Origin of the sequence: Labrys wisconsinensis (genome assembly GCF_030814995.1) — a bacterium.
GTDB classification, from domain to species: domain Bacteria; phylum Pseudomonadota; class Alphaproteobacteria; order Rhizobiales; family Labraceae; genus Labrys; species Labrys wisconsinensis.
Genome location: NZ_JAUSVX010000018.1, coordinates 77,185 through 99,215, shown reverse-complemented (window position 1 = coordinate 99,215; position 22,031 = coordinate 77,185). Strand labels below are relative to the sequence as shown.

Below are 22,031 nucleotides of genomic sequence, written 5' to 3'. Positions count from 1 at the left end.
CGCTTGGCAAGCCCGCCGCCGGTCTCTACGCTCGGGATGCCTGCGGGGGCATCCGTCTCTCCTCTGCGACGCCGTCCGGCGTCGCTGCTTGCGTTTTGATAGCCCAAGACGACGCGACGAGGCATCCGATATGTCGCCTCCTCCCCCGGCAGGCCTCCCGCCCGGCGAGGCTGCCCCGCGCTTCCTCGGCAATCTCGATGCCGCGCTGGCGCTGCTGCTCGTGCTGGTGCTGATCACTCTTGCCGTCACCGGCCCGCTGCTCCTGCACGCCCCCGATCCCAGGCCGGCTGCCTTCCAGACCGTCTCGGCGGCGACACAGGGCCAGCCGCTCTTCCAAGTCCTCCGCACCACGCATGGACTTGCCGTCTCCGCGCTGTTCGGCCTGGTCTATCTGCGCCTTGCCACCGCGCTCTTCCGGGGGAGGACGGGGTGGGCCTGGCTCGGGTGGTGGTCGTTGCTGCTCTGGTCGGTCCTGTTGGCGCTGACCGGCGAGGGGGCGACTGCCCGGCAGGGCGACTACTGGATCAGCAAGGTGATGGTCTCGCTCCTCGGCGACCTGTCGGGCACGGCCCGTGCGTTCGACGACTGGAGCTACTGGCACCTGGCCGGGCAGGATCAATGGATGATGATGCACGCCATGCTGGCGGCGATGCTGCTGGTGTTCGGCTGCGGCGTACTGGGGGCGGCATGGCGGCGCGTCGTGCCGCGGCTCGCAGCGCTGTCGTGGCCGGAATGGCTCGGTCTCGCGGCGCTGGCCGTCGCAATCGTGTGGCTGCTTGCGCTGGCCATGGCTGGACCATCGCCGCTCGACAATCCCGACAATGCCCTGCCGGCCAATCTGAAGATCGTCCCCAATACCATCATGCCGGATTGGTATCTGGCGCCGTGGCTGTCCCTGGCGCGCAGCGGCTGGTCGCGCCCGGTTGCAACGACGATCGTCTGGGCTGCGCTCCTCGGCCCGTCGCTCGTGGCGAGCCTGCCGCTCCGGCGCGGCGGAACGGTTCTGCGCATCGCGCTCGTCTATGCGACCGGCTTGCTTGTCGCCGCCTGGATCGAGCTTGCGATCCTCGGGCGCCAGCCTCTGGGGGCACGGTCTCTCGGGCCCGTCGAGCTGCTTCAGCTCAGAGCGCTCGCAACCTGGTATTTTGCGTATTTCCTTCTGGCGCTGCCGGGTCTCGCCCTGCTCGCGGGCGGGTGGCGACATAAAGTTGCGCACCCAACCCCGCCAGCGGCGGAGACCGCCGCATCGTCGTGACCTTCTCCCGCGGCTCGCCTCACGCCGCGCGCTTGCGGGCGGCGATGAGCTTGCGGTTGATCAGGCTCTCGGCGATCTGGATGGCGTTGAGCGCTGCGCCCTTGCGCAGGTTGTCGGCGACGATCCACAGCGACAGGCCGTTCTCGACCGTGGCGTCCTCGCGGATGCGCGAGATGTAGGTCGCATCCTCGCCCGCCGCCTCGTAGGGCGTGATGTAGCCGCCGGGCTCGTGCTTGTCGATGACGAGGCAGCCGGGGGCCGAGCGCAGCACGTCACGCGCCTCCTCGGCGGTCACCGGCCTCTCGAACTCGATGTTGACGGCCTCGGAATGGCCGACGAACACCGGCACGCGCACGCAGGTCGCCGTCAGCTTGATCTTGGGGTCGAGGATCTTCTTGGTCTCGACCATCATCTTCCACTCTTCCTTCGTGGTGCCGTCCTCCATGAACACGTCGATGTGGGGGATCACGTTGAAGGCGATGCGCTTGGGAAACTTCTTGGCCTCGACCGGGTCGGTGACGAAGACGGCGCGCGTCTGGGTGAAGAGCTCGTCCATCGCCTCCTTGCCGGCGCCGGAGACCGACTGGTAGGTCGCGACCACGACGCGCCTGATGCCCCAGAGGTCGTGCAGCGGCTTCAGCGCCACCACGAGCTGGGCCGTCGAGCAGTTCGGGTTGGCGATGATGTTCCTCTTGGAGAAGCCGGCGATGGCGTCCGCGTTGACCTCGGGCACGATCAGCGGCACGTCCTGGTCGTAGCGCCAGGCCGAGGAATTGTCGATCACCACGCAGCCCTGCGCGCCGATCTTCGGGGCCCATTCCCGGGCGACGTCGCCGCCGGCCGACATCAGGCAGATGTCGGTGTCGGAGAAGTCGTAGAGGGCGAGGTCCTTGGTCTTCAGGGTCTTGTCGCCGTAGGACACCTCGGTTCCCAGGCTGCGGCGCGAGGCGAGCGCCACGACCTCGTCGGCGGGGAAGGCCCGCTCGGCCAGGATGTTCAGCATTTCGCGGCCCACATTGCCTGTGGCGCCGACGACGGCGACCTTGTAACCCAATGTCCTGTTCCTTCTTTACCAAGCAGAATTTCCGAGCTCCGCCCACAGGGCGGACTCGGAAATTCTGCAGAATGTCAAAGTTTCAGCAGAGCTTTGCGGGTCGGAACTATATTCCGATCCGCAAAGCTCTGCTTGGCGCGTACGGCCACGGGCGCGTGCGCAGTATCACCGGCGCTTGCATCTGGCAAATTCGGGCTGCCCCGCGACGGGCGGCGGAGGTCTCCGCACGAGGGCGGTTAACCCTAAGCTAGCATAGGTGGGCGTCGGCAAGGAAAGCGCAACCCGCCGCCTGTTTCATCCCGTGCGGACAGGCCGGACGGGACGGCGGGATGACCTATCTCAGGCAGATGCGCATCGAGCTGATGCGCCCCCAGCGCGAAGCGGACGCGCGCGAGCAGGCGCGGGCCGAGCAGGCCCGTCTGCGCCGCGCAGCGTTGAAGCGCGCCGCCCGAGACCGCCTGCATCTCGACGCGGCTACGCTGCGCGTCGGCCGGGTCCGCGTCTTGCGTCTGGCCGCAGGGCTTCGCCAGGGTCTCGCCGCCCTGCGCCACGGGGCACGGCGGCTCGCCGTCGGGGCCGGCCTCACGCGGATGGGTCCGGTGCTCTCGCGGGCCGCGGCGCTGCCCCGGGCCCTCGCCGCCTGCATCGTCGGCCTCCTTCGCGCGGCGCGGCGGGCCGTCGGCGATCGACTCGCCTCGATCGCCATGGCCTGTGCCCGGATGGCCCGCCGGCGTCTTGCCGTCGGGATCGTCGCGGCGCTGGGGACGGCGGGCCTGGCCTGGGCGTCGCTGCCGCGTCCTGCTCCGGGGCCGCCGCCGCCCGCCTTCGGTCCGGCCTGGGAGGCGGGCTGGATCGCCGTCAGCCGGCCGCTGGAGCTGTTCGCTCTGTCGGTGCCGGGCGCCGGCGGCGATCAACGCTATGCCAGCGAGCGCCGCGCCGAGGGTGACGGCCGGCGCGACACGCTGCGTTTCGGCGTGCTCGGCGGCGAGGGCCCCTTCGTCGCCGTCTCCGTGCAGCTGCGCGTTACGGGCATGCCGCTCGATCCCGTCGAGGCCGCGGCGCGCCTGGGCGGGGCGCCCGTCTCCGCCATGTCCGCGCCGATGCCGATGCCGAGCAAGTTCGGCGCCTTCGCGGCGATTGCGCTCGCCGCCGGCGGCAAGGCCTGCCTCGCCTTCAGCCGGCAGATTCCCTACGCCACGCTCGCCGTGGACGGGCTCTATTGCGGCGCGGCGGGCGTGCCGGTCGACCGGTGGATGGCGCGCTGCCTGATCGATCGGCTCGACCTCGTCGGCGGCGCCGATCCGGTGCTGCGCGGCGTCTTCGTCGCCGCCGAGCGGCACCGCGACTTCTGCGGCGCCGGCGACCTCAGGGCCGCCGGCAGCCGGCGCGCCTGGTTCGACAGCGGCGCGGCGCTGCCGCCGCTGCGCGCTGCCATTGCGCCGCGGTGAGACGAGCCTGTCCGGTGCGTTTGCAGGCTCAGCCCCGGGCCATCGCCTCGACAATGGCCGTGCCCATCTCCGTGGTCGAGACCGCGTTGGTGCCCGGCCCGGCGATGTCCTTGGTGCGCAGGCCCTGGCCGAGCACGCTGGCGATGGCGCCGTCCAGCCGGTCGGCCGCCTCCGAGAGCCCGAAGGAGTAGCGCAGCGCCATGCCGACCGAAGCCAGGGTGGCGATCGGGTTGGCGAGGCCCTTGCCGGCGATGTCGGGCGCCGAGCCGTGCACCGGCTCGTACATCGCCTTGCGCTTGCCGGTCTTGGCGTCGGGCGCGCCGAGCGAGGCCGAGGGCAGCATGCCGAGCGAGCCGGTCAGCATCGCCGCGACGTCGGAAAGCATGTCGCCGAACAGGTTGTCGCAGACGATGACGTCGAACTGCTTGGGCGTGCGCACGAGCTGCATGCCGCAATTGTCCGCCAGCATGTGCTCGAGGGCGACGGCGGGATACTCGGCCTTGTGCAGCGCCGTGACGACCTGCTTCCACAGGACGCCCGACTTCATGACGTTGTGCTTCTCCGAGCTCGTCACCTTGTTGCGGCGCGCCTTGGCGAGCTCGAAGGCGACGCGGGCGATGCGCTCGATCTCGAAGGTGGAATAGACCTGGGTGTCGACGGCGCGCTTCTGGCCGTTCTCCAGCGTCACGATCTCCTTGGGCTCGCCGAAATAGACGCCGCCGGTGAGCTCGCGCACGATCATGATGTCGAGGCCCTCGACCAATTCGCGCTTCAGCGAGGAGGCGTCGGCCAGGGCGGGGTAGCACACGGCCGGGCGCAGGTTGGCGAACAGGCCGAGCTCCTTGCGCAGGCGCAGCAGGCCGGCCTCGGGCCGGGCGGCATAGGGCACGTCGGCCCATTTCGGGCCGCCGACCGCGCCGAAGATCACCGCGTCGGCCGCCTGCGCCCGATCCATCGCGGCATCGGTGATGGCCACGCCGTGCGCGTCATAGGCGGAGCCGCCGACCAGGTCCTCCTCGATCTCGAAGGCGGCGAGGCCGGACTTGTCGAGGAAGGCGACGAGGCGCTTCACCTCCGCCATCACTTCGACGCCGATGCCGTCGCCGGGCAGGAGCAGGAGCTTGTGGGTCGCCATGTCGTCACCTCTACGCCAAATCCGCGAGGCTGCTTAGACGAGGGGGCAGGCGGGTGCAAGGCGCGGCATGCCGCCGCCGGCCCTGGAGCAAGGCGTGTTTGGACGGAAGCGCCGTCTTGCTCCGACGCTTGGGCTCGACGCGTCTTTGCGAGTCCTTGCGATTCCGCCGGATCGCAAAACGCCTCAGGGCAGCGACGGGTCGTCCAGGTCGAGCGTCGCCACGTGGCCGATGGCGTCGAAATGCCGGGCGAGGAAATGCTGGGCCGCCTCGCGCCCCTTGTCGCGCAGCATGGTCAGGAAGCCCCATTCGGCGTTGAGCTTGGAGGAGGCGTCGAGGTTCTTGATGGTGTCGTCGACCGCGATGCGGTGCATGCGCACGTCGCGATATTCGGTCTGGCTGAGCCGGCCCTGGGCGATCAGCTCCTTCACCAGCTTGATGGCGCGGAATTCGCTGAGCAGCGACGCGTTGAAGGTGATCTCGTTCAGCCGGTTGCTGATGTCGACGGCCGTGCGCGGCACCTCGTCGCGATGGATCGGGTTGATCTGCACCAGCACGATGTCGTCGGGCGCCTCGGTGTAGAACAGCGGGAACAGGGCCGGATTGCCCATGTAGCCGCCGTCCCAATAGGGCTCGCCGTCGATCATCACCGCCTGGAAGGTTTCCGGCAGGCAGGCCGAGGCCATCACCATGTCGGCGGTGAGCTCCTGGTTCTCGAACACCCGGATGCGGCCGGTGCGCACATTGGTGGCGGAGATGAACAGCTTGATGCCGCCGTCCCGCCGCACCCGCTCGAAGTCGATGATCTTCGCCAGGAAGTCGCGCAGCGGGTTGAGGTTCATCGGGTTGAGCTGGTAGGGGCTGAACAGCCTGAGCCCCGTCTCCCACCATTGCGCGATCCAGGAATGGTCGAGCGACCAGTCGCCCATCAGCCGCTGCTGCGGCGTGCGCTGCAGCGGCGAGAAGGCGCCTTCGCGGCTGACCTCGCGCCAGAACTGCGTGAGCTGGGCCCGCGCGCCCTCGGGCCCGCCCTCCAGGTAGCCCTCGGCGCAGACGACCGCGTTCATCGCGCCGGCGCTGGTGCCGGTGATCGCCTTGACGTCGAGACGCCCGTCCTCCAGGAACGCGTCGAGCACGCCCCAGGTGAAGGCGCCGTGCGCGCCTCCGCCCTGCAGCGCCAGGTTGACCGGCTTGCGCGGGCTCGCGGCCGCCTTGGGGCTCATTCGGCGGTCCAGCCGCCGTCCATCGGCAGGTTGGCGCCGGTGATCTGCGAGGCGGCGTCCGAGCACAGGAACACGGCGAGCGCCGCCACCTGGTCGACGGTGACGAACTGCTTGGTGGGCTGGGCGGCGAGCAGCACGTCGTGGATCACCTGCTCCTTGGTGAGGTTGCGCGCCTTCATCGTGTCGGGGATCTGCGCCTCGACCAGCGGCGTCCAGACATAGCCGGGGCAGATGGAGTTGCAGGTGATGTTCTGCTGCGCCACCTCCAGCGCCACGGTCTTGGTCAGGCCGGCGATGCCGTGCTTGGCCGAGACATAGGCCGACTTGAAGGGCGAGGCGACGAAGGCATGCGCCGAGGCGGTGTTGATGATGCGGCCCCAGCCCTTGTGCTTCATGCCGGGCAGCGCCGCCTTGATGGCGTAGAAGGAGGCGACCAGGTTGAGGCGGATGATCGCCTCCCACTTGTCGTCGGGAAAGACGTCGATCGGATCGACATGCTGGATGCCGGCATTGTTGACCAGCACGTCCACCGCGCCGAACGCCTCGGCCGCGTCGGCGATCAGCTTGGTCACCTCGGGGCCGTTCATCAGGTTGGCGCCGGAATAGAGCACCTTGACCCCGAACTCGGCCTCGATGCCGGCGCGGGTCTTCTCGATCTCGGCGGCGTCGCCGAGGCCGTTGATCATGAGGTGGGCGCCCTCCTTGGCGAAAGCGCGCGCGATGGCGAGTCCGATGCCGGAGGTCGAGCCGGTGATGACGGCAGCCTTGTCTTTCAGCATGAGATGCATCCCTGTTGCACTGCAACGTCTCCGCCCCGAACGTGGCAGTGGTGTGACAGGGCGGAAGGCCGGAGCGGGCGGCCGGCAGGGGTGCGCTCAGGCGATCTCCTCGATCGCTTCGACCAGCTTGGCGAGGTCCTGCGGCCGCGACAGGCGGTGGTCGCCATCCTTGATCAGCGTCGTCGTCACCGCGTCGGTCGACAGGCGCTCGACCAGGGCCATGGCGTGTGGCCAGGGCACGTCCGGGTCGGCCATGCCCTGCAGGATGTGCACCGGGCAGCCGACGGCGATGCTCGCATCGAGCAGGAGGTGGCGCCGGCCCTCCTCGATCAGCCCGCGGGTGATGGGATAGGGCTCGTCGGAATAGGCGGAGGGGCGCCGCCATGAGCCCTGCTCCATGATCTGCCGCTTCACCGCTTCGGGGAATCCGGCCCACATCAGCCGTTCGGTGAAGTCAGCCGCCGGCGCGATCAGCACCAGCCCGGCCGGCGCGCGCGGCGTGCCGGCGAGGCGCCGCGCCGCCAGGAGCGCGATCCAGCCGCCCATGGACGAGCCGACCAGGATCGAGGGGCCGTCCGTCGCCGCCGCGATCACCGCCAGCGCTTCCTCCAGCCAGCGCCCGATCGTGCCGTCCTCGAACCGCCCGCCGGATTCGCCATGGCCGGAATAGTCCAGGCGCGTCACCGCCCGCCCGGCCTGCGCGCCCCATTCGGCGAGATGCGAGGCCTTGGTCGCCAGCATGTCGGAGCGGAAGCCGCCCAGCCAGACCAGGCCGGGGCGGGTGCTTCCGGGCCGGCCGGCTTGGTGGCGCCAGGCGATTCGCCGCCGCTCGATGCCTTCGCCGACGTCGAGAAAAAGGGGATCCGGCATGCAGAGCGGTTTCCTCGGATGGGGGGCATGCTTATAAGCGTGCCATGCCGGATGTTCCAGCCACAACCCCGCCGCCATCGAGCCCCGACGAGGTCGCAGACCGGCGCGGCGCGCCCGTTTCGCTTGCCGGCATCACCGTCCTGCAGCTGATTCCGGCGCTGGAGACCGGCGGGGCCGAGCGCACCACCATCGATATCGCCGCCGCCCTGGCCGAGGCCGGCGCCCGCGCCCTGGTGGCCACGCAGGGCGGCCGGCTGGTCGGCGAGCTGCAGGCGCGTGGCGGGCTGTGGATCCCCTTTCCCGCCGCCACCAAGAACCCGCTGCGCATGTGGAGCAACGCGGCACGGCTCGTCGAGCTCGCCCGCGAGGAGAACGTCGACATCATCCATGCCCGCTCGCGTGCCCCGGCCTGGTCCGGGCTTTGGGCGTCGCGGCGGCTGCGGATGCCGTTCGTGACCACCTATCACGGCACCTATTCCGCCGGGAACGCCCTCAAGCGGCGCTACAATTCGATCATGGCCCGCGGCGATGCGGTCATCGCCAATTCCGCCTTCACCGGCCGGGCGATCGCGCAGACCTGGCCCGAGGCGGCGCCGCGCCTGCACGTCATCCCGCGCGGCACCGACCTTGCCGCCTTCACGCCGGCGGTGGTGTCGCTCGACCGGGTGGAGGCGCTGCGCCAGGCCTGGGGCGTGGCGCCGCACCAGCGCGTGGTGCTGTTGCCCGGCCGGCTCACCGGCTGGAAGGGGCAGCGCGTGCTGATCGAGGCGGCGGCCATCCTCGTCGCCGACGGGCTGGAGGACGCGGTGTTCGTGCTGGCCGGCGACCACCAGGGCCGGGACGGCTACGTCGCCGAGCTCGACGCGCTCGTCCTGGAGAAGAAGCTGGTCGGCATCGTGCGCCGCGTCGGCCATTGCGCCGACATGCCGGCGGCCTATCTCGCCGCGGCCGCGGCCGCCATCCCCTCCACCAGCCCGGAGGCTTTCGGGCGCACCGCGGTGGAGGCGCAGGCCATGGGCTGCCCGGTGGTGGTCGCCGACCACGGCGCCACGCCCGAGACGGTGCTGGCGCCGCCCGAGACCCCGGCGCTGGTGCGCACCGGCTGGCGTGTGCCGCCGTCCGACCCGGTTGCGCTCGCCGAGGCCCTCGGCGAGGCGCTGAGCCTCGGGGCCTCGGCGCGCGAGGTCATGGCGCTGCGGGCCCGCGCCCATGTGGAGGAGCACTTCTCGCTGGAGGCGATGTGCCGGTCGACCCTGGCCGTCTATGCCGAGCTGCTCCAGGCCGGCATGTAGGCTGTGGGACCGGCGCAACGAGCGCGACGCGTGCGGTCCGCCTATGCTATCCATCCCGCTCCGATTGATCTCGACCGACGGATGGAATGTTCCTTCTCGACGATACGACCGTGGTGGTGCTCGGCCTGGCCGCCGTGGTTTTCCTGGTGCTCGCCAACGGATTCTTCGTGGCTTCCGAATTCGCGCTGGTGGCGGTGCGCCGCAGCCGCGTCACCGAGCTGGTCGCCGAGGGGCGGACGAACGCTCGCGTCCTGCAGCGTGCCACCGAGCGTCTCGACGCCTATCTCGCCGCCTGCCAGTTCGGCATCACCATTTCCTCCCTGGGCCTGGGCTGGCTCGGCGAGCCGGCGCTGGCGCGCGTCATCGAGCCGCTGCTGTGGTGGCTGCCCGGCTCCCTGGCGACGACCGGCGCCCACACCATCGCCGTCATCATCGCCTTCGTCATCATCACCGCCCTGCACATCGTGCTCGGCGAGCTCGCCCCCAAGAGCCTGGCCCTGCAGCGCAGCGAGCGGACTTCACTGGCGGTGGTGCGTCCGCTCGGCTGGTTCCTCACCCTGTTCCGGCCGGCGATCGCCTCGCTCAACTGGCTCGGCAACCAGACGCTGCGCCTGGCCGGCCTGCGGCCCGGCGCGAGCGAGGAATCGCTGCATTCGCCGGAGGAGCTGAAGCTCCTGGTCGCCGCCAGCCGCCAGGCCGGCCTGCTCAAGCCGACGCAGCAGCACGTGGTGGAGCGCATCTTCAACATCGGCGAGCGGCCGATCGGCGACATCATGACGCCGCGCCCGGATATCCATTGGATCGACGTCGACGACCCCCTGGATGCGACGCTGAAGGCGATCCGCGAATGCCCGCACGAGCAGCTCCTGGTCGGGCGTGGCCAGTCCGACAACGTCGTCGGCATGGTGCTCAAGCGCGACCTGCTCGACCAGGCCCTCGACGGCAAGCCGTTCAATCCGAAGGCGGCCCTGCGCCAGCCGATCGTCATCTACGAGTCCAGGCCGGTCTTGAGCGTGCTGGAGCAGTTCAAGGCCCAGCCGGTACGCATGGCCATCGTCGTCGACGAATACGGCGCCCTGCAGGGCCTCGTCACCCAGACCGACCTGCTCGAGGCCATCGCCGGCGACATTGCCGACACCACCGATTCCCACCCGGAGGTCTTCGTGCGCGAGGACGGCTCGCTGCTGGTCGACGGCAGCATGAGCGCGGTGGAGGCCTTCGCCCGGTTGGCGATCGCCGACTGGCCGAAGGACGAGGATTTCCACACCATCGCCGGCTTCGTGCTCAGCCGCCTGGCGCGCATGCCGGAGGAGGGCGACCAGGTGGTGTGGGGCGGCTGGCGATTCGAGGTGGTCGACATGGACGGCCGGCGCATCGACAAGCTCCTGGTGTCGCGCCAGATGGCCAGCGCTTGAGCCCCGGCACCTCACCCGCCGCCGCCGCGCCGGCTCTCCGCCACGGTGCGAACGTGGTGAACGAGGCACGCCGCGTCGATTTTACCGCTCGCGCCGGCGCGAGCGGTTGACTTCACGACCCATCAGGCCGATCTTCAACGGCCCGAAGAGCACGTGGAACGTGAGCGCTTTCGCGCGCCTGATGATAATTCGGAAACGGCACAGGAGACCGCAGCCATTCGTCGCCCTATGAGGACCGCCGCGCCGGTCGTGAAAGACGGACCGCGCACAAACGAGGAGATTCGGAACCGCGAAGTGATGCTGATCGATCAGGACGGCCAGAATCGCGGGATCACCGAGACACGAGCAGCGATCGCCATGGCTTATGAAGCCGGGCTCGATCTGGTCGAGGTGGCCCCGAACGCCGATCCGCCCGTCTGCAAGATCATGGACTACGGCAAGTTCAAGTTCAACGAACAGAAGAAGGCTGCCGAAGCCCGCAAGAACCAGAAGACCGTCGAGATCAAGGAGATCAAGCTCCGTCCGGCGATCGACGACCACGATTACGACGTCAAGATGAAGGCCATGCGTCGCTTCTTCGAGGAGGGCGACAAGGTCAAGGTGACGTTGCGCTTCCGCGGACGCGAGATGGCGCATCAGGAGATCGGCTACCGCCTTCTCAATCGTGTCAAGGACGACACCGGCACCATCGCCAAGGTCGAGTCGGACGCTGCGCTCGAAGGCCGCCAGATGGTGATGGTGCTGGCGCCGCGTTGACCCCGCGCGATTCGATCCGATCCGGCTGCGGCGACGCTGCTGCGCCGCACTCCGACACGCTTGTGCCTTCGTGACGCCATGGTCCGCGGGAACAAGGGCCGCAACGTCAACGAAGCTTTCCATGCGCAAGACCCGACGTCTCATCCTTCTCGGCTTGGCCGTGTGCCTGGTCGCCGGGGTCACCTATGCCGCCAGCCGGGTGGGGCCTCGCTGGTTCCCGCAATATTTCCGGTCGGTCTGGGGGGCGCTCGGCGAGCCTCTGGCGACCGACGTGCCGCCCGGGCTCGCCGACCTGCCGGTGGTGATGGTCGACGGGCACGACCCGCATGGCCCGCTGGCCGTGGTGCTGTCGGGCAACGGCGGCTGGTGGGGCATCACCGACAGCTTGGCCAAGACCTTCGCCAAGGCCGGCATCACCACGATCGGCCTCAACAGCCTGGCCTATTTCATCGATCGCCGTTCGCCCGAGGAGACGGCGGCGGTGATCGAGCGCATGGTCGCGACCTTCCCGGCGGACCGTCCGCTGCTGCTGGTCGGCTATTCCTACGGCGCCGACGTGATCGCCACCGTCTATGCCCGCTTGTCGCCGGCGACGCGGGCGCGGGTGCGCCTGGTGTCGCTGATCGGCCTGTCGCATATCGTCGACTATGCCATCGGCTTCTGGAAGGTCGCCGCGCCGCATTACGCCACCGTGCAGGCCGTCGCCGCCATCGAGGGGCCGCGAATCCAGTGCCTCCAGGGGTCCGACGAGGGCAAGCGCTCGGCCTGCGGCCAGCTCGATCCAGCGCATGTCGAGATCATCACCCTGCCGGGCGGCCATCATTTCGACGGCGACTACGCCAAGATGGCGCAGAGGGTGCTGCAGGGCCTGGGGCAGGTCGAGGCCAGGCCCTGACCGCAGGGCTGCGCTGCGCCCGCCGGCGACGGGAGCGCATTCACGCCGCGGTGCCCGGCATGCTATGCCGCTAAGCAGGTTCTCCCGAACCTGCTTACACTTTGAATAGCCTGAGCAGCATTGATTTTGCATGGAGAATGCAGAATCAAGTCGTGACTTAAGCCACGAGAAGCTGCTCAGGGCACTGGAGAGCCCCCATGACCGCCCGTCTCGCCGGCAAGCGCATCCTGCTCGTCATCGGCGGCGGCATCGCCGCCTACAAGGCCCTCGATCTCATCCGTCGCCTGCGCGAGCGCGGGGCCTCGGTGCGCGCGGTCCTCACCGCGGCGGCCCAGCACTTCGTCACCCCGCTCGCCGTGGCCGCCCTCACCGGCGACAAGGTGTTCACCGACCTCTTCTCCCTCACCGACGAGGCGGAGATGGGCCATATCGAATTGTCGCGCGATGCCGACCTCCTGGTCGTCGCCCCGGCCACCGCCGACCTCATGGCCAAGATGGCGCAGGGGCGGGCGGACGACCTCGCCTCGACGGCCCTGCTCGCCACCGACAAGAAGGTGCTGGTCGCCCCGGCGATGAACGTGCGCATGTGGCTGCACCCCGCCACCGCCCGCAACCGCGCCGTGCTCGCGGCGGACGGCGTCGCCATGGTCGGCCCCAACGAGGGGGAGATGGCCTGCGGCGAGTACGGGCCGGGCCGCATGGCCGAGCCGCTCGAGATCGTCGCCGCGATCGAGGCGGCGCTCGCCGGCGACACGCTGATCCCGCTGCCGGCCTCGGCCGGGGCCGGGGCCGCGCTGGCCGGGCGGCACGTGCTGGTCACCGCCGGCCCGACCCACGAGCCGATCGATCCCGTCCGCTTCATCGCCAACCGGTCCTCCGGCAAGCAGGGCTATGCCCTGGCTGCCGCCGCCGTCGCCGCCGGCGCCCGGGTGACGCTGGTGTCCGGACCGGTGACGCTGCCGGCGCCCGCCGGCGTCAGCCTGGTCCGCGTCGAGACCGCGCGGGAGATGCTGGAGGCGGTGCGCCGGGCGTTGCCCGCCGACATCGCCATCTTCACCGCCGCCGTCGCCGACTGGCGGGTGGCCGAGGCCGGCGCCCAGAAGCTCAAGAAGGGACCCGACGGCGCGCCGCGGCTCGCCCTGGTGGAGAACCCCGACATCCTGGCGACCATCGCCGGCGACCTGGCCCACCGCCCGGCCCTGGTCATCGGCTTCGCCGCCGAGACCGAGAAGGTGGTCGAGCATGCCAAGGCCAAGCTGGCGCGCAAGGGCTGCGACCTCATCGTCGCCAACGACGTCTCGGCCGAAAGCGGCGTGATGGGCGGCGACCGCAACCGCGTGCACCTGGTCAGCCGCGACGGCGTCGAGAGCTGGTCCGAGATGGGCAAGGCCGCGGTGGCCCATGCCCTGATCGCGCGCGCCGCGACCATGCTCGCGCCCCGCTGACGCCGCCTCGCCCCATCCCGCATAGTTCCCGGACCCGCAATGCTGTCCCTGCCCATCGTCAAGCTTCCGCACGCCGCCAACCTGCCGCTGCCGGCCTACCAGACCGAAGGAGCCGCCGGCATGGACCTGATGGCGGCGCTTGGGGAGAACAACCTGGTGCTGCCGCCGCTCGGCCGGGCGCTGGTGCCGACGGGGCTGGTGTTCCAAATTCCACAGAGCTATGAAGGACAAGTGCGTCCTCGCTCCGGGCTGGCTGTGAAAAGCGGCGTCACCGTTCTGAACGCGCCCGGAACGATCGATGCGGACTATCGCGGTGAGGTGAAGGTCGCGCTGATCAACCTGGGCTCGGAGCCGTTCGTGGTGACGCACGGCATGCGTATCGCGCAGCTGGTGATCGCGCCGGTGACGCGGGCGCACCCGGTCGAAGCGACGGCTGTGGACGGGACCACGCGCGGGGCGGGCGGCTTCGGTTCGACGGGAACCGTCGGCCCCTGAGGGAGAGGCCAGGCATGCAGCTTTTGTCGCGTCGCTCGATGCTGGGCATCGCCGCCGTGGTCGACATCGCCCACCACGCCCGACCGGCCCCCGTCGCCGCCAAGGCTCTCGCCGCCCGCCACGCCCTGCCGCCGCGCCACCTGGAGACGCTGCTGCAGGCGCTGGTGCGCCACGGCATCCTCAAGGGCGTGCGCGGCCCGCGCGGCGGCTACGAGCTGGCGCGCGAGCGCCGGCGCATCACCGCCGGCGACGTGGTGCGCGCCGCCATGACCGCGACCGCGCTCGACGACGAGCCGGCGCCGTCCTCGCGGCTGGTGGAGCAGGTGATCGGCCCCGCGGTGACCAGCGCCTCCGAAGCTTTCCTGGCCGAGCTCGACCGCATCACGGTCGACGATCTCGTGCGCGACGCCGAGGCCAGGAGCGTGTTCGGCGGCGCGCCGATGGGCATCGATTTTGCGATCTGAGACTGCCGCTCTGACGGCCGCTCTCCATCTTCACCCGCTTGAAAACGTGTTTTCCCCGTGAATATCTGCTTCTCATGGGAATAGTGATCGACCCCCGTCAACCCAAGCCTTCAGGGATGAACGCCATGTCCGCTTCCGCGCTGCAATCCAAGACCGAGCCGGCGCGCACGCCCGGCCGCGGCCGCATCTACCAGTCGATCACCGAGACGATCGGCGACACGCCGCTGGTGCAGCTCAACCGGCTGGCCAAGGCCCGGAACGTCAAGGCGCGCATCCTGGCCAAGCTCGAGTTCTTCAACCCGATCGCCAGCGTCAAGGACCGCATCGGCGTCAGCATGATCGACGCGCTGGAGACGTCCGGCGTCGTCAATGCCGAGACGGTGCTGGTCGAGCCGACCTCCGGCAACACCGGCATCGCGCTCGCCTTCGTCGCCGCGGCGCGCGGCTACCGCCTGATCCTGGTCATGCCGGAATCCATGTCGATCGAGCGCCGCAAGATGCTGGCCCTGCTCGGCGCCGAGCTGGTGCTGACCCCGGCGTCCCAGGGCATGCGCGGCGCCGTGGCCAAGGCCGAGGAGATCGTCCGGGAATTGCCGAACGCGGTGATTCCGCAGCAGTTCCGCAACCCCGCCAATCCGGAGATCCATCGGCTGACCACGGCTGAGGAGATCTGGAACGACACCAAGGGCGACATCGACTATTTCGTCTCCGGCGTCGGCACCGGCGGCACCATCACCGGCGTCGGCCAGGTGCTGAAGCCCCGCAAGCCCGGGCTGAAGATCGTCGCGGTCGAGCCGGAGGATTCGCCCGTGCTCTCCGGCGGCCAGCCCGGCCCGCACAAGATCCAGGGCATCGGCGCCGGCTTCATCCCCGACGTGCTCGACCGCTCGGTGATCGACGAGGTCATCACCGTCGGCAACCAGACCGCCTTCGACACCGCCCGCCTGCTGGCGCGGGTGGAAGGCATCCCCGGCGGCATCTCGTCCGGCGCGGCGGTCGCGGCGGCGCTGGAGCTCGCCGCGCGCCCCGGCATGGAGGGCAAGTCGATCGTGGTGATCATCCCCTCTTTCGCCGAACGCTACATCTCCAGCGCCCTGTTCGAGGGGCTCTGAGCGGCCCGATCGGCGACTACGGACTCGACCGGGTGCTACCGAAGGCGGGCATGTGGTGGAACGGCCACCGAAGGTCCCGACTGTTCTGTCTATGTGGCGTTCGCGTGGATGGCCGGGTCAAGCCCGGCCATGACGGTCGCGGGTGGTGCGACCGTTTCTGTCCTTGCCGCAACCGTTCCGTCATGGGCGGGCTTGACCCGCCCATCCACGCGAACACTGCCGGCGGCAGGATAGTGTTCCACCGGCACGGCCCACGCGTGAGATGCCGAATGGCGTCCGCCGCTCACCCGCCCGCCCGGCGCACCCGCACCACCTCGACGCCGGCCATGGCGCCGGGCACGGCGCGCGGCTTCTCAACGCGCACGCGCACGGCGACCACATGGGTCATGGCCAGGCACAGGTCCGCCAGCCGCTCGACGAAGGTCTCGATCAGGTCGACATGGCTTTCCGCCAGCGTGTGCGCATACCTGGCGACCTGCGTGTAGTCGACGGTCCGGCGGATGTCGTCGTCGCCGAAGCGGGCCTGGTCGAGCGTCAGCTCGACCTCGACGACCAGCGGCTGCTTCACGCCCTTCTCATGGGCGTAATACCCGATATGCGCCTCCACGGTGAGGGCGCGCAGGAAGACGCGGCTGACGGCGACGAGCTCTGACATGGCACGCAAGTGCCATTGTCGCGGCTCCAGCGCAACTGCTCAGACGCCGCGTCCTGTCGCCGCCACGCCGCTCAGCGGATTGTCGGGGTCCCAATCGTAGCGCGTCTCGGCAAAGCGCATGGATCGGGCGTCGATATGGATCAGCCGGCCGACCAGGCCCTCGCCGAAGCCGACGATCTCGCGGATCGCCTCCAGCGCCATCATCGAGCCGAGCACGCCGGCGAGCGCGCCCAGCACGCCGGCCTCGGCGCAGCTCGGCACCGTGCCCGGCGGCGGCCGCTCCGGGAACAGGCAGCGCCAGGTCGGGTTCGGCCGGCCGTCGGGCCCGGTCTCGTGGGCGCGGATGGTGGTGAGCGTCGCGTCGAACACGCCGAGCGCCCCGGTGACCAACGGCCGGCGGGCGACGTAGCAGGCATCGGAGACGGCATAGCGCGTGTCGAAATTGTCGGAGCCGTCGAGCACGATGTCGTAGCGCCCGACGAGCCCGGCGGCGTTGCCGGCATCGAGCCGCAGGGCGTGGCTTTCTACCCCCACATGCGGGTTGAGGGCGGCGATGGCCGCATGCGCGCTCGCCACCTTCGGCGCCCCGATATCGGCGGTGCGGTGGATCACCTGGCGCTGCAGGTTGGAAAGCGCCACCGTGTCGTCGTCGACGATGCCGATCGTGCCGACGCCGGCGGCGGCGAGATAGAGCAGCACCGGCGCACCGAGCCCGCCGGCGCCGATCACCAGCACGCGGGCCCTGGCCAGCGCCTGCTGGCCGGGCCCGCCCACATCGCGCATGACGATGTGGCGGGCATAGCGTTCGAGCTCGTCGGGGGAGAAGGCCATGGCGCGAACATAGGGGCTCGCCCGGCGCTGCGGAAGGCCCGGGTTCGTGCGTGGGTCACGGTTCGGGCGGCCATTGCTGAGCGCCGTGCAGGATGCGAAGCAGCTCGATGCGTCCGGGCGCGACGCGGCGATAGACAACGATATAGGGCGTGCGGGGTACCACGCGCTCGCGCGTGCCGAAGCTTTGAGAGTCTGCAGAATTTCCGAGCCCGCCCTGTGGGCGGAGTTCGGAAATTCCGCTTGGCACGCGACCGCGACGCCCGAGATCGGGATTGTCGGCGAGATGCCCGATGCTCGCGCGGATGCGTCCGCCTTGCTCGAGCGCTGCACGGGGGCTGTCGCCTGGGATGTGAGCCGTGAGGCGGCGGCGGTCGGCCTTGGCCCTCGGAAGCCAGACGACGATCACGTGCCGGGGTCTTGCGCGGCGATCCGCTTCAGGAGTTCCGCTCGCTCCTCCTCCCATTCGGCCTGCATGTCCTCGTTCGAGGTCCACGGCGTGGCCGGATCGTCCGCCTCCTTGAGAGCCTGTTCGACCTCGGTGCGAAACCATGCATCACGGGCGGCTGCGGTCCGGACCTGGCGCTGCCGCTCGGCGGTATCCGGACGGCGCCGCTCGACGGCATTCGCATCATGATCGGCGGCATCGATCTCGAAGCGGTCCAGGCCGAGTTCCGCACGCACGAAGCCGATGGCCGTGTCGGCATGTCGCCAGAGGCGTGCACGGCGCGACTTCTGCCCGGCAATGGCACGCTCCATCGCGCCGTAGCGGACCACCACGGCCCAGCCGCCGGGTTGTCCGAGAATGGTGGCGCCATGCACGGCTCGCGCCTCGACGAGGCTCTTGACGGCCTTGCTGTCGATGAGGTCGATCTTCCCGGCGGAAGAAGGCATGTCACGGGCACGCGATCAGATGATGGGAAGACGATTATCTGATCAACTTCCGGATTTGCCGAGATCGCTGGAGCTCCGGGAGACTTCGGGCACGATTCCGGCCATGGCTTGGCCAGCCCCCTGGGCGCGGCACGAGAATCCTGCTTAATCTCCCGTCATGTCTTCAGACGTTCCCCTCTACGATGCCGCGGTGATCGGCGGCGGCCTGGCCGGCTGCGCCGTGCTGCGGGCGCTGACGCTCGGCGGCCTTCGCTGCGTGCTGCTGGAGCGGGGCGCCGACCTGCTGTCCGGCGCCAGCAAGGGCAATTCGGCCATCCTGCACACCGGCTTCGACGCGCCGCCCGGCAGCCTGGAGCTGCGGCTGATGCAGGCGGGGCGGGCCGACTATCTCGCGATCCGCGAGCGCATGAACCTGCCGCTGCTGGAGACCGACGCCGTCCTCGCCGCCTGGAGCGAGCAGGAGCTGCAGCGCCTGCCAGTCATCGCCGACCAGGCGCATCGCAACGGCGTCGACGGCGTGCGCCCGCTGGCGCGAGACGAGATCTTCGCCAAGGCGCCGCACCTCGGCCCCGACGTCGCCGGCGCCCTGCTGGTGCCGGGCGAGCACCTGATCGATCCCTGGTCCGCCCCGCACGCCTATGCCTTGCAGGCGGTGCTGAACGGGGCGGCGATCCTGCGCCGGGCGGAGGTGCGCGGGGCGCGGCGCGAGGCCGGCGGCTGGACGCTCGACACGGCGGCGGGCCCGGTCCGCGCCGGCCTCGTCGTCAACTGCGCCGGCAATTTCGGCGACCGGGTCGAGGCGCTGCACCGTGACAGCCCGTTCACCATCAAGCCGCGCAAGGGCCAGTTCGTGGTGTTCGACAAGACCGCGCGGCGGTTCCTCTCGACCATCGTGCTGCCGGTGCCGAACGAGCGCACCAAGGGCGTCGTGGTGACGCCCACCATCTTCGGCAACGTCCTGGTCGGCCCGACCGCCGAGGAGCAGGAGGAGCGCGAGATCGGCACCGTCGACCGCGCCGCCCTGGAAGCGCTGATCGGCGCCGCCGGCCGGATCGTGCCGGCGCTGCGCGACGAGCCGGTCACCGCCACCTATGCCGGCATCCGCCCGGCGACGCAGTTCAAGGATTTCGTCATCGAGGCGCTGCCGGCCGAGCGCTGGATCGTCGCCGGCGGCATCCGCTCGACCGGCCTCACCGCGGCGCTCGGCATCGGCCAGCATGTGGCGGCCCTGGTGGCGGAGCATTTCGTCGGCCTGAAGCCGCTGAACGATCCGGCCTGGCCGCGCATGCCCAACCTCGCCGAGCACCTGCCGCGCGACCATCAGCGGCCTGGGCGGGGCGACCTGGTCTGCCTGTGCGAATATGTCACCGCCGATGAGATCGAGGCGGCGCTGGCCGGTCCGCTCCCTGCCGGCGACCTCGGCGGCCTGAAGCGGCGCACCCGCGCCATGATGGGCCGCTGCCAGGGCTTCAATTGCCAGGCGCGGGTCTGCGCCATGGCCGAGGGGCGGCTGCTCGAGGCGCCGGAGATGCCTCATGCGGCGTGAGGCGGTCGAGGTCGCCATCGTCGGCGGCGGCCCGGCAGGCCTCTCCGCCGCGCGCAGCCTGGCTGCGGCGGGCCTGGCGCCGGTCGTGCTGGAGCGCGAGGCCGAGGCCGGCGGCGTGCCGCGCCATTGCGGGCATATCGGCTTCGGCATGGTCGATTTCCACCGGGTCTGGACCGGGCCGCGCTATGCCGCGGCCCTTCGCACGGCCACGGCCGGCATCGACCGGCGCACGGGCCATGTCGCCACGATGCTCGCCCCGGGCGGTGTCCTGGAGGTCAGCGGCCCGGAGGGGCCCTACCATCTGGAGGCGAAGCGCATCCTGCTGGCGACGGGGGTGCGCGAGGGCACGCGCGCGGCCCGGCTGGTCTCCGGGTCGCGGCCCTTCGGGGTGATGACCACCGGGGCGCTGCAGCGCTTCGTCTATCTCGAAAGCCTCACCCCCTGCCGCGCGCCGGTGATCGTCGGCACCGAGCTCGTCGCCTTCTCCACGCTGCTGACCCTGCGCCATGTCGGGGTCAGGCCGCGCCTGATCGTCGGGGAGGCGGCCTGGTCCGAGGCGCCCTGGCCGGCGGCGCTCGGCGCCAGGCTGGTCTTCGGCGTGCCGGTCGTCCACGGCACCCGCGTCGAGGCGATCCGCGGCGGTGCGCGTGTCGAAGGCGTCACCCTCGTTCATGCCGACGGCCGGCGCGAGGAGGTTGCCTGCGACGCCGTGGTCTTCACCGCCGGCTGGGTGCCGGAGGCCGCCCTGGCGCGCGCCGCCGGCCTGCCGCTCACGGCCAGGGGCGGCCCGGCAGTGGACAAGGATTTCCGCACCGGCGATCCCGCGGTCTTCGCCGCCGGCAACGTGCTGCGCGGCGTGCGCAGCTCCGGCGGCTGCGCCCTGGAGGGCCGGGCCGCGGCGCGGGCGATCCTGCGCGATCTCTCGGGAGCCTCTCCATGAACGTGCTGGCCATCGACCAGGGCACCACCTCGACCAAGGCGCATGTGCTGTTCGACGACGGCCGCTTCGAGACCGTCGGCGGCATCGCCCACCAGCAGCATTTCCCCGGCCCCGGCCGGGTCGAGCACGATGCCGGGGAGATCGCCGCGGCCGTGGAGACGCTGATCGGCCGGGCTGTCGCCGCGCATGGCGTGCCGGATGCCGTCGCTCTCGCCAACCAGGGCGAGACCGTCGTCGCCTGGGACCGCGACACCCGGCAGCCGCTGCACCGCGCCATCGTCTGGCAGGACCAGCGCACGCAGCCCCGGCTCGACGGGTTCGGCGCTGCGCAGAAGGCCCTGGTCGCGGAGCGGGCCGGCCTGCCGCTCGATGCCTATTTCTCCGCTTCCAAGCTCGCCTGGCTGCTGCGGGAGGTCCCCGAGGTGGCGGCCGCCGCCGCTGCCGGGCGGCTCGGCCTCGCCACCTCGGACGTCTTCCTCCTCGGCCGGCTGACCGGTCGCTACGCCACCGATGCCGCCACCGCTTCCCGCACCAGCCTGATGGACCTCGACCGGCGCTGCTGGGACGGCGATCTCGCCGCCCTGTTCGGCGTGCCGCTCGCGCTGCTGCCACCGATCCTGCCCTGCGCCGGAGACTTCGGACCGGTGCAGATCGGCGGCGCCGAGCGCCCGCTGACGGCGAGCCTGGTCGACCAGCAGGCCGCGCTCTACGGCCATGGCTGCCGCGCCGCGGGCGACGCCAAGATCACCTTCGGCACCGGCACCTTCGCCCTCGCCGTCAGCGGGCCCGTGCCGGTGCGCGGCCGCGAGGGGCTGGTGCCGACGCTCGCCTGGCAGCTGCCCGGCGAGGCGGCGCTCTATGCCCTCGACGCCGGCGACTTCACTGCCGCCGCCGCCATCGGCTGGGGCCGCAGCCTCGGCCTGCCCATGGACGGCGCGCTCGGCCCAGGCCCGTCCGCGATCGAGCGCGGCCTCGTCTTCGTGCCGGCGCTGGCGGGCCTGGCGGCGCCGCACTGGGACCGCGGCGCCGGCGGCCTATTCCTCGGCCTGCGCCAGGACACCACGCCCGCCGACATGGCCCGCGCCATCTGGGAGGGCATCGCGCTGCGGGCGGTCGAGCTCCTGGAGGCCCTGATCGGCGCGGATGCGGCGGGCGCCGTCTCCGTCGACGGCGGCCTCACCCATGACGATGGCTTCGTGCAGTTCCTGGCCGACGCGCTCGGCCGGCCGGCACGCCGGCGGGCCAGCGCCGACCTGACGGCGCTGGGCGTCGCCATGCTCGGCTTCGTCGGGCTCGGCGCCGAGCCGCCGCCGGTCTCCACCGCGGGCGACCGGCTGGTCGAGCCCTCCGCCGCCGGCGCAGCGATCCGTGACGCGCGGCCCCTGTTCGCCCGGGCGGTGGAGCGCTCGAAGGGCTGGTTCGGCTGAAAGACTGTTTGGAAATCCGCCGGATCGACCCGCCCGGTGTTTCCAAACGGTCTCTAGGGCTCGCCTTCCCCGTTCGGGCCGCTATGATCCCGGCCGCAGAATCGA

Annotated in this window: 22 protein-coding genes; 13 read left to right on the top strand and 9 right to left on the bottom strand. The window is 70.7% G+C overall.

Features of this window, described 5'->3' with window-relative positions; genetic code table 11:
* The first annotated feature begins 130 nt into the window (after positions 1–130).
* The gene (locus QO011_RS34080; protein WP_307282465.1) at positions 131–1,255 is read left to right on the top strand and encodes a cytochrome b family protein; all 1,125 of its coding nucleotides are present in this window, start codon (positions 131–133) and stop codon (positions 1,253–1,255) included.
* Positions 1,256–1,274: 19 nt separating this feature from the next.
* Here the strand turns inward: QO011_RS34080 and QO011_RS34075 are convergent, their stop codons facing one another.
* Positions 1,275–2,309, bottom strand: a complete 1,035-nt coding sequence (locus tag QO011_RS34075; protein WP_307282464.1) for an aspartate-semialdehyde dehydrogenase — start codon at positions 2,307–2,309, stop codon at positions 1,275–1,277.
* 329 nt (positions 2,310–2,638) lie between these two features.
* Here QO011_RS34075 and QO011_RS34070 point away from each other — a divergent pair, with 329 nt between their 5' ends.
* Positions 2,639–3,757 (top strand): hypothetical protein, encoded by a 1,119-nt coding sequence (locus QO011_RS34070; protein ID WP_307282461.1) that lies wholly within the window; start codon positions 2,639–2,641, stop codon positions 3,755–3,757.
* Between the two features lie 28 nt (positions 3,758–3,785).
* On the opposite strand, the gene leuB is transcribed toward QO011_RS34070, so the two are convergent.
* The 4 genes from leuB to QO011_RS34050 form a co-directional block, all read right to left on the bottom strand.
* Entirely contained in the window at positions 3,786–4,892 is a 1,107-nt protein-coding gene (leuB, locus tag QO011_RS34065; protein WP_307282460.1) for a 3-isopropylmalate dehydrogenase, read from the bottom strand.
* Between the two features lie 183 nt (positions 4,893–5,075).
* A complete protein-coding gene (locus QO011_RS34060) occupies positions 5,076–6,113 on the bottom strand; it encodes a patatin-like phospholipase family protein (RefSeq protein ID WP_307282458.1) in 1,038 nt (345 codons plus the stop codon).
* A complete protein-coding gene (locus tag QO011_RS34055; RefSeq protein WP_307282456.1) occupies positions 6,110–6,892 on the bottom strand; it encodes a 3-hydroxybutyrate dehydrogenase in 783 nt (260 codons plus the stop codon). The genes QO011_RS34060 and QO011_RS34055 overlap by 4 nt, the downstream gene beginning before the upstream one ends.
* Before the next feature lie 96 nt (positions 6,893–6,988).
* Positions 6,989–7,762 (bottom strand): alpha/beta hydrolase, encoded by a 774-nt coding sequence (locus QO011_RS34050; protein ID WP_307282454.1) that lies wholly within the window; start codon positions 7,760–7,762, stop codon positions 6,989–6,991.
* A gap of 44 nt (positions 7,763–7,806) precedes the next feature.
* On the opposite strand from QO011_RS34050, the gene QO011_RS34045 reads away from it, so the two are divergent.
* From QO011_RS34045 to cysK, 8 genes are all read left to right on the top strand, one after another.
* Positions 7,807–9,054 carry a glycosyltransferase family 4 protein gene (locus QO011_RS34045; RefSeq protein ID WP_307282453.1) on the top strand — a complete coding sequence of 416 codons (1,248 nt, stop codon included), beginning with the start codon at positions 7,807–7,809 and terminating at the stop codon, positions 9,052–9,054.
* Positions 9,055–9,140: 86 nt separating this feature from the next.
* Positions 9,141–10,469 (top strand): hemolysin family protein, encoded by a 1,329-nt coding sequence (locus QO011_RS34040; RefSeq protein WP_307282451.1) that lies wholly within the window; start codon positions 9,141–9,143, stop codon positions 10,467–10,469.
* Between the two features lie 216 nt (positions 10,470–10,685).
* Positions 10,686–11,225: a translation initiation factor IF-3 gene (gene infC / locus QO011_RS34035; RefSeq protein ID WP_370882054.1), complete on the top strand. Its 540-nt coding sequence runs from the start codon at positions 10,686–10,688 to the stop codon at positions 11,223–11,225.
* A gap of 121 nt (positions 11,226–11,346) precedes the next feature.
* On the top strand, positions 11,347–12,120 hold the full coding sequence (locus QO011_RS34030) for an AcvB/VirJ family lysyl-phosphatidylglycerol hydrolase (RefSeq protein ID WP_307282450.1): 774 nt from the start codon (positions 11,347–11,349) through the stop codon (positions 12,118–12,120).
* A 197-nt stretch (positions 12,121–12,317) separates the two neighbouring features.
* Complete coding sequence (gene coaBC, locus QO011_RS34025) at positions 12,318–13,565, top strand: bifunctional phosphopantothenoylcysteine decarboxylase/phosphopantothenate--cysteine ligase CoaBC (RefSeq protein ID WP_307282448.1); 1,248 nt, start codon at positions 12,318–12,320, stop codon at positions 13,563–13,565.
* A 39-nt stretch (positions 13,566–13,604) separates the two neighbouring features.
* Positions 13,605–14,060: a dUTP diphosphatase gene (gene dut / locus QO011_RS34020; RefSeq protein WP_307282446.1), complete on the top strand. Its 456-nt coding sequence runs from the start codon at positions 13,605–13,607 to the stop codon at positions 14,058–14,060.
* 14 nt (positions 14,061–14,074) lie between these two features.
* Positions 14,075–14,524, top strand: coding sequence for an RrF2 family transcriptional regulator (locus tag QO011_RS34015; protein ID WP_307282445.1), 450 nt, complete (start codon positions 14,075–14,077; stop codon positions 14,522–14,524).
* A 125-nt stretch (positions 14,525–14,649) separates the two neighbouring features.
* Complete coding sequence (gene cysK, locus QO011_RS34010; RefSeq protein WP_307282444.1) at positions 14,650–15,636, top strand: cysteine synthase A; 987 nt, start codon at positions 14,650–14,652, stop codon at positions 15,634–15,636.
* Between the two features lie 283 nt (positions 15,637–15,919).
* On the opposite strand, the gene folB is transcribed toward cysK, so the two are convergent.
* Genes folB through QO011_RS33990 form a run of 4 tightly spaced genes read right to left on the bottom strand, consistent with a single transcriptional unit; the run spans position 15,920 to position 18,013 of the window.
* On the bottom strand, positions 15,920–16,291 hold the full coding sequence (gene folB / locus QO011_RS34005) for a dihydroneopterin aldolase (protein WP_307282443.1): 372 nt from the start codon (positions 16,289–16,291) through the stop codon (positions 15,920–15,922).
* 39 nt (positions 16,292–16,330) lie between these two features.
* On the bottom strand, positions 16,331–17,122 hold the full coding sequence (locus QO011_RS34000; protein ID WP_307282441.1) for a HesA/MoeB/ThiF family protein: 792 nt from the start codon (positions 17,120–17,122) through the stop codon (positions 16,331–16,333).
* A gap of 55 nt (positions 17,123–17,177) precedes the next feature.
* Positions 17,178–17,528 (bottom strand): type II toxin-antitoxin system RelE/ParE family toxin, encoded by a 351-nt coding sequence (locus tag QO011_RS33995; RefSeq protein ID WP_307282439.1) that lies wholly within the window; start codon positions 17,526–17,528, stop codon positions 17,178–17,180.
* Positions 17,525–18,013, bottom strand: a complete 489-nt coding sequence (locus QO011_RS33990) for a hypothetical protein (protein WP_307282437.1) — start codon at positions 18,011–18,013, stop codon at positions 17,525–17,527. Before QO011_RS33990 ends, QO011_RS33995 begins: the two co-directional genes overlap by 4 nt.
* 157 nt (positions 18,014–18,170) lie before the next feature.
* Between QO011_RS33990 and QO011_RS33985 the strand changes: the two genes are divergently transcribed.
* The 3 genes from QO011_RS33985 to QO011_RS33975 are packed head-to-tail and all read left to right on the top strand — an operon-like array spanning position 18,171 to position 21,926.
* Positions 18,171–19,559 carry an NAD(P)/FAD-dependent oxidoreductase gene (locus QO011_RS33985; protein WP_307282436.1) on the top strand — a complete coding sequence of 463 codons (1,389 nt, stop codon included), beginning with the start codon at positions 18,171–18,173 and terminating at the stop codon, positions 19,557–19,559.
* Positions 19,549–20,499 (top strand): NAD(P)/FAD-dependent oxidoreductase, encoded by a 951-nt coding sequence (locus QO011_RS33980; RefSeq protein ID WP_307282435.1) that lies wholly within the window; start codon positions 19,549–19,551, stop codon positions 20,497–20,499. Before QO011_RS33985 ends, QO011_RS33980 begins: the two co-directional genes overlap by 11 nt.
* Positions 20,496–21,926, top strand: coding sequence for an FGGY family carbohydrate kinase (locus QO011_RS33975; RefSeq protein WP_307282433.1), 1,431 nt, complete (start codon positions 20,496–20,498; stop codon positions 21,924–21,926). The genes QO011_RS33980 and QO011_RS33975 overlap by 4 nt, the downstream gene beginning before the upstream one ends.
* Positions 21,927–22,031 lie beyond the last annotated feature (105 nt).